At 46.8% G+C, this 15283-nt stretch carries 13 protein-coding genes; 6 read left to right on the top strand and 7 right to left on the bottom strand.

Annotation, left to right across the window (positions count from 1 at the left end; genetic code table 11):
- Window positions 1-79 precede the first annotated feature (79 nt).
- From hscB to ACFBZI_RS06595, 4 genes are all read left to right on the top strand, one after another.
- On the top strand, window positions 80-613 hold the full coding sequence (gene hscB / locus ACFBZI_RS06610) for a Fe-S protein assembly co-chaperone HscB (RefSeq protein WP_375715599.1): 534 nt from the start codon (window positions 80-82) through the stop codon (window positions 611-613).
- A 153-nt stretch (window positions 614-766) separates the two neighbouring features.
- On the top strand, window positions 767-2626 hold the full coding sequence (gene hscA, locus ACFBZI_RS06605) for a Fe-S protein assembly chaperone HscA (RefSeq protein ID WP_375715598.1): 1860 nt from the start codon (window positions 767-769) through the stop codon (window positions 2624-2626).
- A 33-nt stretch (window positions 2627-2659) separates the two neighbouring features.
- Window positions 2660-2998 carry an ISC system 2Fe-2S type ferredoxin gene (gene fdx, locus ACFBZI_RS06600; protein WP_375715597.1) on the top strand — a complete coding sequence of 113 codons (339 nt, stop codon included), beginning with the start codon at window positions 2660-2662 and terminating at the stop codon, window positions 2996-2998.
- A 230-nt stretch (window positions 2999-3228) separates the two neighbouring features.
- Complete coding sequence (locus ACFBZI_RS06595) at window positions 3229-3858, top strand: histidine phosphatase family protein (protein WP_375715596.1); 630 nt, start codon at window positions 3229-3231, stop codon at window positions 3856-3858.
- A 76-nt stretch (window positions 3859-3934) separates the two neighbouring features.
- On the opposite strand, the gene ACFBZI_RS06590 is transcribed toward ACFBZI_RS06595, so the two are convergent.
- The 7 genes from ACFBZI_RS06590 to nirK all read right to left on the bottom strand — a co-directional run bounded on the left by ACFBZI_RS06590 (window position 3935) and on the right by nirK (window position 13210).
- A complete protein-coding gene (locus ACFBZI_RS06590) occupies window positions 3935-5014 on the bottom strand; it encodes a type I glyceraldehyde-3-phosphate dehydrogenase (protein ID WP_375715595.1) in 1080 nt (359 codons plus the stop codon).
- Window positions 5004-6875: a DEAD/DEAH box helicase gene (locus tag ACFBZI_RS06585; protein WP_375715594.1), complete on the bottom strand. Its 1872-nt coding sequence runs from the start codon at window positions 6873-6875 to the stop codon at window positions 5004-5006. The genes ACFBZI_RS06590 and ACFBZI_RS06585 overlap by 11 nt, the downstream gene beginning before the upstream one ends.
- 90 nt (window positions 6876-6965) lie before the next feature.
- Window positions 6966-8726, bottom strand: a complete 1761-nt coding sequence (locus tag ACFBZI_RS06580) for a glutamine--tRNA ligase/YqeY domain fusion protein (protein ID WP_375715593.1) — start codon at window positions 8724-8726, stop codon at window positions 6966-6968.
- A gap of 135 nt (window positions 8727-8861) precedes the next feature.
- Complete coding sequence (locus tag ACFBZI_RS06575) at window positions 8862-9716, bottom strand: WG repeat-containing protein (RefSeq protein ID WP_375715592.1); 855 nt, start codon at window positions 9714-9716, stop codon at window positions 8862-8864.
- A 190-nt stretch (window positions 9717-9906) separates the two neighbouring features.
- Window positions 9907-10596 (bottom strand): SCO family protein, encoded by a 690-nt coding sequence (locus tag ACFBZI_RS06570; protein WP_375715591.1) that lies wholly within the window; start codon window positions 10594-10596, stop codon window positions 9907-9909.
- 103 nt (window positions 10597-10699) lie between these two features.
- On the bottom strand, window positions 10700-11467 hold the full coding sequence (locus ACFBZI_RS06565) for a formylglycine-generating enzyme family protein (protein WP_375715590.1): 768 nt from the start codon (window positions 11465-11467) through the stop codon (window positions 10700-10702).
- A 240-nt stretch (window positions 11468-11707) separates the two neighbouring features.
- Window positions 11708-13210 carry a copper-containing nitrite reductase gene (nirK, locus tag ACFBZI_RS06560; RefSeq protein ID WP_375715589.1) on the bottom strand — a complete coding sequence of 501 codons (1503 nt, stop codon included), beginning with the start codon at window positions 13208-13210 and terminating at the stop codon, window positions 11708-11710.
- 603 nt (window positions 13211-13813) lie between these two features.
- On the opposite strand from nirK, the gene ACFBZI_RS06555 reads away from it, so the two are divergent.
- Window positions 13814-14323 carry a peptidylprolyl isomerase gene (locus ACFBZI_RS06555; RefSeq protein WP_375715588.1) on the top strand — a complete coding sequence of 170 codons (510 nt, stop codon included), beginning with the start codon at window positions 13814-13816 and terminating at the stop codon, window positions 14321-14323.
- Between the two features lie 17 nt (window positions 14324-14340).
- Complete coding sequence (locus ACFBZI_RS06550; RefSeq protein WP_375715587.1) at window positions 14341-15141, top strand: UDP-2,3-diacylglucosamine diphosphatase; 801 nt, start codon at window positions 14341-14343, stop codon at window positions 15139-15141.
- Window positions 15142-15283 lie beyond the last annotated feature (142 nt).

The following is a 15283-nucleotide window of genomic DNA, read 5'->3' as shown; positions in this document are numbered from 1 at the left end:
AAATACCACAACGCCACGATAGCCATGATGCCAACAATACCAATATTGGCACTGGCTATTGGCTTGATTGAGAGCTGCTATGACTAAGATGACCCAAATTCATTTTTTCGCCTTGTTTGGCTTGCCTGTAGATTTTCAGATTGATAAAACGGCACTCAAAGATGCCCTATTGTCCCTACAAAAGCAGCATCACCCCGATCGCAGTGATGCCAGCCAAGACAGTCTGCAGCAAGCTGCTCTAATCAATCACGCTTATCAAATCTTAGCTCACGATGACAGCCGTGCTGCTTATTTGCTTGAACTGGCAGGTTATGCACCAGATTTGTCGCAATCGATTGATGATTGGGATTTTTTGGACGAAATGATGGATTTGCGTATCGCACTGGACAACGCCAACAGCCCAGACAGCCTTTATCCCATCAGTCAAGCAGTACAAAAAATCAGCCAAACCCAAGCAGAACAATTTGTCAAGGCTTATCACGCCCAGCACTGGGACGCCGCTGATGATGCGACACGCAAATTGCAATTTCTTGGCAAATTGCTTGTAGATATTGATAATAAAATTAACCAAACCTTGTCCCAAGATAGCCACGATGATGACTTGTATGTCTAATTTTACCAATCTTTGGGTAAAATCAGCCACACAGTCGATGATCGACAGCCGTCAAGTTTTGGATTTATTCATTAAAAATTTATTCAATTTAAAATTAGATATACTGTATTATCAGTAAATCATTGCTTAATTACTTAATTATAAGAACTGCTCATGTCTTTATTACAAATCAGCGAACCCAACCAAAGTAAAAATCCGCATCAGCACCGCTACGCACTAGGCATTGACCTTGGGACGACGCATTCTTTGGTGAGCGTCGTCCGCTCTGGCAAGGCTGGCGTATTGCCGTTTGAGCATTCACCACTGTTGCCATCGGTGGTGTATTATGGCAATCAAAGCACGACGCCACTGGTTGGCGAGCAGGCGTTGGCATATGCTGATGATTTGACCAATACCATCATCTCTGCCAAGCGTTTTATGGGGCGTGCCAAGTCTGATATTAAGTTTTCGCACCCTTATCAGTTGGCAGGCAGCGATAAGACCATGCCAGCGTTTATCACTGCTCAAGGTGAAAAATCCCCTGTGGAAACTTCGGCACATATCCTAAAACACCTAAAAAACCACGCCGCTGCTGCCCTACCGCCAGACAGCATTCAAGGGGCGGTGATTACCGTGCCAGCTTATTTTGATGATGCCCAGCGTACCGCCACCAAAGACGCTGCCACGGTGGCAGGTTTGACCGTTTTACGACTGCTAAACGAGCCAACTGCCGCTGCCATCGCTTATGGTTTGGATAAAAACACCACGCATGGCGTATATTTGGTTTATGATTTGGGCGGTGGGACTTTTGATGTCTCACTACTTCGCTTGTCAGATGGCGTGTTTGAAGTGCTTGCCACAGGCGGCAACTCAGCCTTGGGCGGTGATGACATTGACCGCTTGCTTGCCAATTGGCTAATCAAAACCGCCAATCTAAACCCTGCCGATATTGACAATGCCGAAAAATCTCGACTGGCAAAACTTGCCAAACAATACAAACAAGCCTTGACCGACAGCGACACGGTCGCCATCGATATAAATATCCAAGGGCAAACGCTACAAACCACACTGGATAATCAAACCCTAAGCCAGATTATTGAGCCAGTGATTCGCCGCACTATTTTGGCTTGTGGGCAGGTATTGGCAGATGCCAAGATTGACAAAAACACGCTGAACGATGTGATTTTGGTCGGTGGTTCGACACGCATGCCAGTGATTCGCCAAGCGGTGCAAACGCATTTTGGGCGGACGCCGCTTTGTAGTATCAACCCTGACGAAGTGGTCGCCATCGGTGCCAGCATCGCCGCTGATCAGTTGGTCAATCAATCCAATAACGCCCTGCTGCTGCTTGATGTTACGCCACTGTCTTTGGGTGTGGAAACCATGGGCGGCTTGGTGGAAGTGATTATCCCACGCAACACGCCAATTCCTGTCACTCGCCGTCAAGTATTCACCACGCACCAAGACGGCCAAACTGGCATGGTGGTGCATGTGGTACAAGGTGAGCGTGATACGGTGGCGGATTGTCGCAGTTTAGCACGCTTTGAGCTGCATGGCATTCCACCGATGAAGGCAGGCTTGGCACGCATTGAGATTACTTATGCCATCGATGCCAACGGTCAGCTGACTGTGTCGGCTCGTGAGACCACCACCGATGTTGTCAGCCAAATTCAGGTCAGCCCAAGCTACGGCTTATCCGAAGAACAACAAGAGCAGCTGCTAAAAGCTGGCTTTGAGTACGCTCAAGCAGACAAAGCGGCTCGCATGCTCATTGAACTGAAAGTCGATGCCGAGCGTGAACTCATCGCCCTAAATTCAGCATTGCAAGAATTTGCCGAGCTGTTAAGCGATGAACAAAAACAAGCACTGGCCGACAAGATGCAAGCGGTGCAAGCTGCCATCGCCCAAGATGACAAAGCCGTGCTTGATGATGCCTTAGGCAAACTTAAGCCACACAGCGATCATTTCGCCAGTGTGATTATGAATAAAAATGTCAAAGACGCTTTGGCTGGTACACACACAAGCGATTGGTAAAACCATAGCCATATTAACCAATAAGAGAATATTATGACTACCGTAACCGTCCTACCCCATCATGAAATCTGCCCAGAAGGGGCAACTATCGAAGTCAATGCTGGCGAAAATCTGTGCGAAGCCATGCTTGAGCGTGGCATAAAAATCGAGCACGCTTGCGATATGTCAAAAGCCTGCACCACTTGCCATGTCGTCGTGCGTCAAGGTTTTGATAGCCTAGAAGAGATGGACGACATCGAAGGCGACTTGCTCGATCGTGCTTGGGGGCTAGAGCCTGATTCTCGCCTGTCTTGCCAATGCATCGTTGCTGATGAAAATTTGGTGATTGAGATTCCAAAATACACGCTCAACCACGCCAAAGAAAATCACTAACGCTTGTAATACGCCAAAAATCAGTTGGTCAAATCGCCAGCTGATTTTATTTTGGCAGTTTTTAGCGGTACTGCGGTCTTGGTGGTGGGTTTGTGGTAATTTTTATGGCAATTTTTATCACAGTTTTTGTGGTAATTTTATGGCAACCTTGACGGCAATCTGACAGTAACACCCAAAAACCGCACCCTATCAATTAAGTATTTTTAATCAATATCATAAAGGCAAATCACATGGCATTAACCGTTTATCTTATCCGCCACGGTCGCACCGAATGGAATGTGGCAGGTCTGCTGCAAGGTTTTCAAGATTCCCTTTTGATTGATGAAGGGATTTTGGCTGCTCGGCAAACTGGTCAAGCTCTGGCTGATGTGCCTTTTGTCGCCTGTTATTCTAGCCTGATGAAACGAGCTCAAGACACCGCCGATTATATCATCGGTGAGCGAGAGATTCCGCATTTTCATCATAAAGGCTTAAATGAGCTGCATTTTGGACTGTGGGAAGGGCAAAAAATCGCCGAACTTCGCCACCACCCTGCCTATCTGACACTCAGCCAAAACCCAGCGGATTTTGATGGCATCGCCAATCAAGGTGAGAGCATGGCGGACTTTTATCAGCGAGTGATGCACGGCTTTGAGCAAATTATCGCACGGCACAAGGACGGTGAGCATATTTTATTGGTGTCGCACGGCATCACGCTGACCCTTTTGACCGCTGTCTTAAAGGGGCTGTCGTGGCAAGCGTTCCGTGATGAAAAATTGCACGACTTTGTACAAAATACCGCCATCACCATCGCCACGATTGAGCCAAATCATCGGCAGCTGGTTGTATTTAATGATGTTGAACATTTAAAAAAAAAATAACCAATTAATCAGAGTCAATTCATCAATAACCAAAATTGATAAGCTCAAATCAGTCAGCCAAAACCAATCAAGCAAATCAATCGACATCAAGCTGTGCCAAGCGGTGGCATAGCTCCAATAAGCGGTTGGCGTAGCCCCATTCGTTATCATACCATGCATAGATTTTGACCAGCTCGCCCACCGCCATCATCTGCTCACCATCAATCACCAGCGAATGACTGTCGCCAATAAAATCGCTGGACACCAACGGCTCATCGGTATATGCCATGATGCCAGACAATTTACCCCTACTGGCTGCCACCAACGCCGCACGAATCGCATCAAGCGGCTGCAGTGTGGAGAATTTGACCGTCAAATCAATGGCGGCGACATTGATGGTCGGCACACGGATTGAATGGCCGTTAATTTTGCCACGCATATTTGGCAAGACCGCTTGGGTGGCGTTGATGCTGCTCGATGTGGTCGGAATGATATTATGCCCACTGGCTCTGGCACGGCGAAAGTCTCGATGTGCCTGATCCAGCACGCTTTGATCGGCGGTTACGGCATGAATCTCGGTCATCATCACGCTGTCCACGCCAAAATTACTATCTAACACATCAAGCAGCGGTACCAATGCCTGCGTGGTGCAGGACACACTGGAGATAATCGGCAAATGGCGGCTAAGTTTGTCGTCATTGACCCCAATCACAATGCTGGCGTCCACTTCGTCAAACGGTGCTGCCCCAACAATCACCTGCCCTGCCCCTGCCGTGCGGTGTCGCATCGCATCTTGATAAGAGCGAAATTTGCCCGTGCATTCTAAGACCACATCAATCTGCAAATCCGCCCACGGCAAATCATCAGGACAAGCCTTATCAAATAACAAAATCTCAAACGATGACAAACCACGCTGGATTTTTAGGCAGTCTTGATTGCCCTTTTTGCCCAAAGTCGCATCGGCTTGATGATGATTAAGCTGGCTAAATCGCCCATGCGTGCTGTCAAATTTTAGCAAATGCAGCAGCACATCTTTGGCAGCAATGTCATTAATGGCAACAATCTCAATGTCGGTAAATTCATCAAAACGCTCTACATAAGTCCGCAAAAGATTACGCCCAATCCGCCCAAAGCCGTTAATCGCCAGACGCAGCTTGCCCTTTGGTTTATTTGTCATCGCTTGCCCCTTCAATCTTAGCGGTATCAATAAACGCCAACGCCAAGCGAATATCGGCATAGCTGTATTTTTCACGCAATTCATCACGAATCGGCTTGATTTTGATGCCGTCGGTCAGCTCCAGCTCGCCTTGCTCATCAAGTCTGACAATCGCCGCCAAGATCTCATCAAGCACCGCCTGCTCTGGACGAAAAGCGGCAATCGCATCTTCGCCCAGCACCTTGCCAATGTCCGCCACATGCCCAGCGATGGTTGCAGTTGCCAAGGCTCGTTCTTTGGCGATTTGGGCGATGTCAAGGTCTTTTTGAATCAGCTCATAAGTGGCATTGACGGTAGCAGTCAAGCCGTTGCTTTCGATTTTGGCATTGTCTTTTGAGCCAGATTCGTTGTCGATTTTGGCTTTTTTGTTGGCGATGGCTTGTTTTTTGGCTTGTAGGTGTTTTTGATTCATCTCAATAATTTTGGGATTATTTGTGCCGCCACAAGCATCAATAAATGCCTTGTAAATCTCATCAAGCATCGCATCATCAAGCACAGAAAACGCCGCAGCGTGTTCGCTCGACAGCTCAATCAGCCGCTTATCCACACGCTGCACCCACTCGTCCAGTAGCAGACTTTTGATGTTAAAGCCAAGCAATTTTAGCCCATCTAGCGTGCGTAATCTGGACAATGCCACATAGCCCTGCCCTTTTTCAAAGGTCTTGGACAAATCAATCTCGGCAGCATCTAGAGTCATGCCTTGGGATTTATGCACGGTAATCGCCCACGCCAGACACAGCGGCACTTGGGCATAGCTTGCCAGTACCATGCCGTCTTTGTCTTCAACCGTCCATGTCTCAGGCTCGGCAACCAACTCACCACCGTGGTTGAGCCGTACCAGCGGATATGTCGTCTCGTCAATCTTGGCTTGGCTGTCTTTATAAGTCTTGCCAGAAGTCCCAACAAAGCCAATCACTTCGCCCATCGTGCCATTATACACGCCAAGCAGCGGCAGATTTTTGACAAACATCACCTTAGCACCGATGGCAACCGTCAACTCGGTAGGGGCTCGCACGCTTTTTGTGAGCGTCTCTTGCAGTGCCTTTTCGCCTGTGGTTACTGCCCTAAAAGTGATGGATTTGGCTTGTAATTCGCCAAGCTGTTTTTGGTTGATGCTATCGACATCGGCGTTGTGCGTGTATAGCCGTGTGCGATTCATGTCGATGGTGTGGCTTTCGGTGGCTTTTAGAATGTCGATCGCCTGCTGGGTAACGGTTTGGCTGCGGATTTGGTTTAGGATATCATTCAGCGATAAGCCAAATCGTGCCTGCTCATCACCGCCCATCTGACGGTGCTGCTCGGTCAGATAGCAGATTTGAAATTTACAATCCAGCCACGCCTGCGACATAAAGGCGTATTTTTCTTTGGAAGTTTCGCCCTTTTCGCCAATCGGTGGCAACTGGAAAAAATCTCCCGAAAACACCACTTGCATACCGCCAAACGGCATATCATTTTTGCGAAAATGCCGCAAAACCGCATCGATGGTGTCCAGCTGCTTGGCGTGCAGCATGGAAATTTCATCGATAATCAGCACTTTGGTTTTTAAGATGCGATCAAGATAATCTTCACGCATCGCCAGTTTTTTTAAATTCAGCTTGGTAAATTCGTTCTGAATGCCAATACCTGACCAAGCATGCACCGTCATGCCGTTCATGTGTGTCGATGCGATGCCTGTACTGGCGGTGATTGCCACTGGCACGCCACGCACACGCAGGTAGTCGATGTACTGGTTAAGCACATAGGTCTTACCTGCACCAGCTTGACCTGTTAAAAAGACATTTTGTCCAGTTTTTAAAATCGCTAAGGCGGTGGCTTGCTTCATAACACTATCTTTTTTTGGCGGTTTTTAAAAATTTTATCTAAAAAGCAACAGACGAAAAACCAAGCCCACTTGAGCTTGGTTTTGCCATGTTTATTCAGGCTTAAAGCTGTCTTTTAAACCGACAATTTGGTTAAACACAGGCGAGCTGTCGCTATGCTCGACAGTATCGGCGATAAAGTAGCTTTCACGCTCAAACTGGAATCGCTCGCCTGCTGCTGCCGTCGCCAAATCAGGCTCAACCACCGCTTGACAGACGGTCAAAGAATTGGGGTTTAAATGCTGATAAATCCATGCTGCATCAGCGTCCAGCGTGTCATCGACTGGCGGATTGTCGGCGATTTCGTCATCTTCAAGTAACAAATGCTCATACAGTCGCACGGTGGCAGGCACGCCATGACTTGCCGATACCCAATGAATCACGCCTTTGACCTTGCGGCCTTCTGGGTTATTACCAAGGGTGTTTTCGTCAATCGTGGCAATCAGCTCAACGACTTGACCGTTGTCGTCTGTTTTGTATTCATCGACTTTTAGCACATAGCTGTTACGCAGGCGAATTTCTGGATTTTGGGGCGACAGTCGCTTATAGCCTGCTGGCGGCTCAATCTCAAAATCCGTCTGGTCAATATAAATGGTCTTGGTAAAGGGAATGCGGCGATTGCCCATGTCCAAATGTGGGTGCTTGGGCTGAGTGAGCCACAGCACTTCACCGTCAAACTCTACCACGGTTTTTTCATTTTTTAGTGTGGCAAATTTGGCGACCGCTTCATCAAAGTTAGTGATGACTACCTTTAAAGGACGCAAAACCGCCATACCTCGTGCCGTGCTGTCTTCTAGCGACTTACGCACGCTAAACTCTAGCATGCGATGATCCACCAAGCCGTCTGATTTGGTGATGCCGATGCGTTCACAAAAATCACGCAAGCCTTCAGGCGTATAACCACGGCGACGCATACCTGCCACAGTCGGCATACGGGGATCGTCCCAGCCTGAGACCACGCCCATATCCACCAGACGCTTGAGTTTACGCTTCGATGTCAAAGTATGGTCAATGTTTAGACGGCTAAATTCGTACTGATGCGGCGGCTTATCAAAGCCCACCTTGTCAATCACCCAATCATAAAACGGACGATGATCCTCAAACTCCAGCGTACACAACGAATGGGTAATGCCCTCGATGGCATCTGACAATGGGTGGGCGTAGTCGTACATCGGATAGATGCACCATTTATCGCCTGTCTGATGGTGATGGGCGTGCATGACACGGTAAATGACAGGATCTCGCATATTCATATTGGCGTGATTCATGTCAATCTTGGCACGCAGTACCGCCTCGCCTTCTTTATACTTGCCGTTTTTCATGTCGTCAAAGCGAGCCAAATTCTCATCAATCGTGGCATTACGCTGTGGCGACGCCACGGACGGCTTACCAAAACCGCCACGATTTTCACGAATCTCATCAGGCGTCTGAAAATCCACATAAGCATCGCCCTGCTCAATCAGCTGCACCGCCCACTGATACAGCTGATCAAAATAACCAGACGCATAGCGGACATCGCCTGCCCACTCAAAGCCCAGCCACTGCACATCTTGCTTGATGCCATCGACAAAATCCTGCTTTTCGGCGGTGGGGTTAGTGTCATCAAAGCGTAGGTTACACACGCCTGCAAATTCTTTGGCGACGCCAAAATTTAGGCAGATGGATTTGACATGGCCGATGTGTAGGTAGCCGTTTGGCTCAGGTGGAAAGCGAGTAATGATGCTGTCGTGCTTGCCACTGGCTAGGTCATCACGGATAATGGTGCGGATAAAGTCGTTTTTGTCCGCTGTGCTGTCTAGGGGTTGGTTGTTCATGGTTTGTTCCGTATCTTATTAATTAAACTGGGATAACTTGGCTATTTTAGCACAATTTGCACGGTTTTGATAAATACAAAATACCACCGCCAAAATACAGCGGTGGTATGGTTGGGTGATAAAATTGATTAAAAATCACTGAGCGATACCAACGATTTTACCAGTTTTATCAATATAAAACACACCGTCACCCAAGCTAACCTGTGCCTGATCTCCTAAAAAAGGTACGATATAATCATATTGCAAAGGGATAATCACTTTGCCAGTTTTGTCAATAAATCCCCATTTGTTGTTTTTTGAGACCATCGCTAAACCTTTGCGAAATTCCCAAGCTCGATCGTATTGCAAAGGGATAATCACTTTGCCAGTTTTGTCAATAAATCCCCATTTGTTGTTTTTCTCGACCGCTGCCAATCCTTCTTTAAAATCAAAAGCATAATCATACTGTAAGGGAACAACCACTTTACCAGTTTTATCGATGAAGCCATGTTTGTTATTTTTTTCTACTGCTGCCAAGCCTTCTTTAAAACCTGTAATAGAGTCATATTGTGGCAAAATTACCATTCTGCCAGTTTTGTCAATGACACCATATTCATCATTCTGCTTAACTGCTGCCAAGCCTTCTTTAAAATCAAAAGCATAATCATACTGTAAGGGAACAACCACTTTACCAGTTTTATCGATGAAGCCGACTTTGTCGTTTTTTGAGACTATTGCCAAGCCTTCTTTAAAACCTGCGATATAGTCATAACTAGGCGATGCAACAATCCGTCCCATACCATCAATTAAACCGCATTTATCATCTTTTTTAAAGGTAAATAAACTATCTAGATAGCTCTCAGTATCATGATCAAAAACTGCAGAATTTTGACATTCTGCCGCCGCTGCTGCTTCTGCTACTGCTGCTGTCGCATTTGCCGACTGCCCTGTCAGCACCGCCATGGATAAGCCGATAGCCAAGATAATTTTATTGCATAAAAGTAATTTCATATAAATCTCCGATTATTTAACCAAATCCTTAAGACAAATACACGCCAGTATCGATACCAGTCTGCTGATTATGATGATGGATTTTGAGATTTTTGGCAAGTGGATTTTAATAGGTTTTAATAGATTGTATCGCGTGATTAAAAAAGCACCCACAGTTTTGGGTGCTTAGGCGTTTGGGTGCGTTGGCTGATTATTGGGCGTTGGTGTTCAGATACTCAATCAACGGCTTGATACCGCTGTCTGCCACGCCATTGCCTTGGGCGACCAGTCTGCCTTCTTTGTCCAGAATGGAGATGGTGTTTGAGTGGTTGATGTCGCCATTTTCGGCATAGTGGTATTTGATGTTGAGCGTGTTGGCAAGCATGCGTGTATTGGCATCATCGCTACGCAGCCAACGCCAGTTGTCATTCAGTTCGTTGTGCTTAAAATGGTTCGCCATCACTTCTGGCGTGTCTCGCTGGGTGTCAAAAGTTACCAAAGTAAAGCTGGTATTTGCCAGTGCTTGCGGTGTCAAAGCACGCTCAATCTGCTTAATCGACCGCACGATAAACGGACAAGTATGCTGACAACTGGTGTACGCCATGGCGACCACTTGGTATTTGCCACGCAGCTCATCAAGGCTGTGCATGGTGGCGTTTTGGTCCTGCCACTCGCCGCCGATTTGATACAGCGAATAATCCTGCCCCAAGGCTTCGGCTGGCTCTGATGTCATCTGCTCATGCTCGGCGTGAGAATGTGCATCGTGTGACGCTGGCGTGTCGCTGGCGGTTTGTGCGGTGTCTTGCTGTGTGGTGTCTGCTGTTTTTTGGCAACCTGTCAAGCTCACCCAGCCCATCGTTGCCATCATCGCCAGTGCGGTTAATTTGTTGATTTTTTTCATGATTTGCCCCAAGTGGTTTGGTATTTTAGATAAATTAATTCAGATAAAACACGGATTGATTTTAGTAAAATTAACATAAAATGGCTAATTTTCATCATCACCATCACGATGACGCACAGCGAAAACCCAGACTACCCACCGTGTATTTGGCGGTCAAACTTGAGCGAAAAGCGTACCGCATAAAGGCGGCATAATCACTGGGGTCTGCTGCACCTGCCGCCCCCGAACCACAAAACATGGTTTGGTTTAGCTGACTGTCGGCACGAGATTCGCCACTGACCAAGGCGGAGTTGAAATTCTCCGTCCATTCCCAAATCAAGCCATGCATATCTTTGACGCCCCAATAATTGGCAGGCGATTGACCGACTTCACTCATCTGATAGCTGCTGGACGCTGATTTGGCATACCAATCCAAAATCCGCTGATTGTAGCCTTTTTCACGGCTGCCGTCTTTGTTTTTGGCGGACGCTCGTGCGACATATTCCCACTCTTCGACCGTGGGCAGTCGCTTGCCTTGGGCTTTGCAATATTGATTGGCGGCATACCAAGAGATGTTGGTTACTGGCTTATTCATATCCGCAGCTTTTGGCACAAAGCCTGTGCTGGTTTTTTGCCAGTGTTTTAGATAGCCAGTATCGGCAAAAATCGGTGCGATTTTACCCCGAGCGTAGTTGGGATTTTTTTGTAAAAAACTTTGAAATTCTCGATTGGTTACTGGCAAAACATCGAGCGAAAACGGCTTGACCGTCACCTTTGGGCTGTCTTTGCTTAGGTATAATGGGCGATAGATACCGCCTGAGATTTTGACCTGCTTGGCGGCGGCATAAGCATTGGCACCAAAAAACGCCGCCATCGCCGCTGCGGTTATCATAGCCGCCCTTATCATTGGTATCATCGGTAAATATCGGCACTGCCAGCTGAATAATGCCATAACTCCCCCTTTGATTGGACAAAAGCAACACAGCGATAGCCACCACCATGTTGCTTTGTCTGATTGATTATCCCAGTTACCCAAAATGTTTTGATTGTCTTGATAATTGTTTGATAACTGTTTGATGATTGTATCAAATGCACCAAATTATCTTATCGCACATTTTGGGTAAATTGTGGATTATTTGTGGTTTTTGACTTCATCAACGGTAACTTCACCGCCGTCATTGCCCCAGCTATTAAGCACATAAGTTAGGACATTGGCGATTTGTTCATCGTTAAGATTAACCGCTGGCATCACACTGTTAAACTCTTTGCCATTGACGGTCAGTTTACCGCTTAAGCCTTTCTTAATCGCATGAATACCACGAGTTTTGTCCGCCAATAGGTAGTCAGACTTCGCCAGTGGTGGGAAGGCATTTGGTACGCCTGTACCACCTGGTTGGTGACACGCTGCACAGTTGGCGTTATAGATGGCTTCGCCCAGCTTGATACGCTCTTGCTTGGTCTTGGCAGCGGCAGGTTTGCTGGCAGCAGACTCAGCGGCGGCGTTTGGCATGGTTTGGGTTGCCTGACCTTCTGGCAAATACACGGTGTCTTTTTGTTTGTGCGAGTAGATGGTGTGGTTTTCATCGCCATCAGCGTGCAAGATACCCAATGCCCCTTTGTTAAAGGCACGGAAAATGGCATGGTCTACTAACACATAATCGCCCGGTACATTGACCTTAAACTCAGTAATCGCCGAACCACCAGCAGGAATCATCGTAGTTTGGATATTGTGGTTAGTTTGGCTACCACCTTCGATATAAACCTTATCAAAAATCTCACCAATCACATGGAATGACGATGTCAAGTTCGGACCACCGTTACCGACAAACAAGCGAACTGTCTCACCGACTTTGGCTTTTAGGGCTTTTTCGCCAGTCAAAGCACCCACCGAGCCGTTAAAGACCACATATTCGGCATCTTCACGAATCGCTTTATCCATGTCAAATGGCTGCAAGCCCGGCTCGCCGTATTTGCCTTTGGTATAAAAATCGCCCTGCATCACATAGTATTCTTTATCCACTTTTGGCAAGCCTTCTGGTGGCTCAACCAAAATCAAGCCATACATACCGTTACCGATGTGCATACCCACAGGGGCGACCGCACAGTGATAGACATACAAGCCCGGCTGCAATGCTTGGAAACTAAACTGCGATGTATGACCCGGTGCGGTGAACGAGCCTTCAGCACCGCCGCCGGGTCCTGTCACGCCATGCAAGTCAATGTTGTGCGGCATCTTAGAATCTGGGTGGTTTGATAGATGAAATTCGACATAGTCGCCTTGACGCACACGGATAAAGCGACCCGGTACTTGACCGTCAAAAGTCCAGAAATTGTAATCCACGCCATCTGCCAGACGCATGGTTTTTTCGACCGTTTCAACTTTGACAATCACTTTGGCTGGGTGATCACGGTTCACTGGTGGCGGTACTTCAGGGGCGTGAGTCAGCACCGCTTCAATCACAGGCAATTTGGCGATTTCTGCTTCGGTGAGTAGCTTGACTTCGGTATCGTCTGATGCCTTGGCGGTGGCTTTGGCTTTGGTTTCTGGCTCTTGGGCAGGTTTGTCGCCACAAGCGACCACACCCAATGCCAAGGCGATGCACAGTGCAGTTTTGGTAAAGTTTAATGAACGCATGATTGTCTCCTTGAGCGTAAATCATCGACACTTGCCAAGCTGCCTAGATATTTGTCAAAAATTGCGTTTTTGCTCTGGGTGGCTTGGCACCATTTTTAACATTCATTTTAAATATATCTTTGAAAAAATACAACTACTTTTGCAGATTTTTTGCTAAATGTTTGGTATTTGACAAAATCGCAAACCTTTAGTAATAATCCAGACACATGACAACTTGAACAAAATTTGTCAAACTTAGCCAAAACTTGTAAAAAATTCAGCTTATCCAAAAATATCACAAATTTTTGCCAGCTATCATCAACAGCAGCCACCATCACCAAAATTCATCAAAATACAGCAAAACCCCACTGTTATCGCAGTCATCACAACCTTTGCCCTTATTAAATTTCAATACATCGCCATTTTGCCATTTTAATTTTAGCAGCACATCACACTTTAAATTCTCACAACACACCCCATATATCGGTGAGTTTGTTATAATTTGCGTTATTTGTGTTATAATGAGCCTTAATTTTTCATTGATTTGACGCTTTTAACCTTGATTTTTAAATCGTTATTAAGCAGTTTTTATCTTGTTACATTGTTGATTTGTAAGGATTTTTTATGGATATGCCTGTTGTAGAATTTGACACCAGCTTTGGTCAAATCGTCATCGAATTAAACGCCGAAAAAGCACCTGTTACGGTTGCCAATTTCATCGATTATGTCGAATCTGGCCATTATGACGGCTTGATTTTTCACCGTGTGATTGACGGCTTTATGATTCAAGGTGGCGGTATGGACGCTCAGATGAACGAAAAGCGTACCGGCACACCCATCAAAAACGAAGCGGACAACGGCCTGAAAAACACCGTTGGCACCATCGCCATGGCTCGCACTTCTGATCCACATTCAGCCACGGCACAGTTTTTTATCAATGTCAAAGACAACGATTTTCTAAACTACTCAAGCCCAACGCCACAAGGCTGGGGCTATGCAGTCTTTGGTCAAGTGATTGACGGCATGGACGTGGTAAACCAAATCAAAGGCGTGCCAACAGGCCGCTTTGGTTATCATGCCGATGTACCGACTCAGCCTGTGGTGATTCACAGTGCCAAGATTATCAAAAAATAACAGCACCAAGAAATCAGATGCCAAGCTGCGATTATCTGTTTACCACCAAGCCGTCTGAAATTCAGGCGGCTTTTGTTAGCGATTTGCATTTATCGGCGGACACACCTAGGCTTACGCAGGCGTTTATTGCTCTGATAAACGACTTATGCCAGCTGCCCAATCTGGTAAGTTTATACATTTTGGGCGATTGGCTAGATGCATGGCTGGGCGATGATACTTATCTGAATCTCAATCCCACCGACCAAGCCGCCCACTGGCTGCACCCTGTCATCACTGCCCTAAAGCGGCTGTCGGATAAGCGGGTGCAGATTTTTGTCATGCATGGCAACCGTGATTTTGCCATCGGTCAAGGTTTGTGCCGCTTGTTTGGCGGTGCGTTGATTGATGAGCCATTTGTGCTGACAACCGCAAGCCAACGCATTCGCCTAGAGCATGGCGATGCCCTATGCACGGACGATGTCGCCTATCAACGCTACCGTGCCGTGATTCGCCACCCTGTGGTGCGTTTTTTGCTTGCCAAATTGCCACTGACATTTCGCCAAAAACTGGCAGGCAATATCAAAAACAAATCCAAAGCCGACAAAGCCCAAAAAACCACCGCCATCATGGACGCCAACGCCGATGCCATCAAAGCCGCCCTAACTGGCTATGATGTGCTGCTACACGGACACACGCACCGACCTGCCGTGCATCATGATGCCGTCGATGCTGGCAAAACTCGCATCGTGCTGGGCGACTGGCGTGATGATGGACAAAAAGTGCAGGCCGAAATTGGCTTTTTGGTACAAGAGCAGTTGGTGTTGGCTGAGTTTGGCTGATGTTTGTTTGATAAAAATTTTCTTAATTCACTTTATTTTTTTGATTCATTTAATCGGTTTGATAAATTAAATAAACAATTTATCTTGCACATTGCCGAAGTTTTCATTACAATGATACAACCGTTCACCAAAAAGGATTTGT

This window comes from Moraxella marmotae, assembly GCF_042219885.1.
In the GTDB taxonomy this organism is placed as follows: Bacteria; Pseudomonadota; Gammaproteobacteria; order Pseudomonadales; family Moraxellaceae; genus Moraxella; species Moraxella marmotae.
This window is presented reverse-complemented; position numbering and strand designations above follow the sequence as displayed.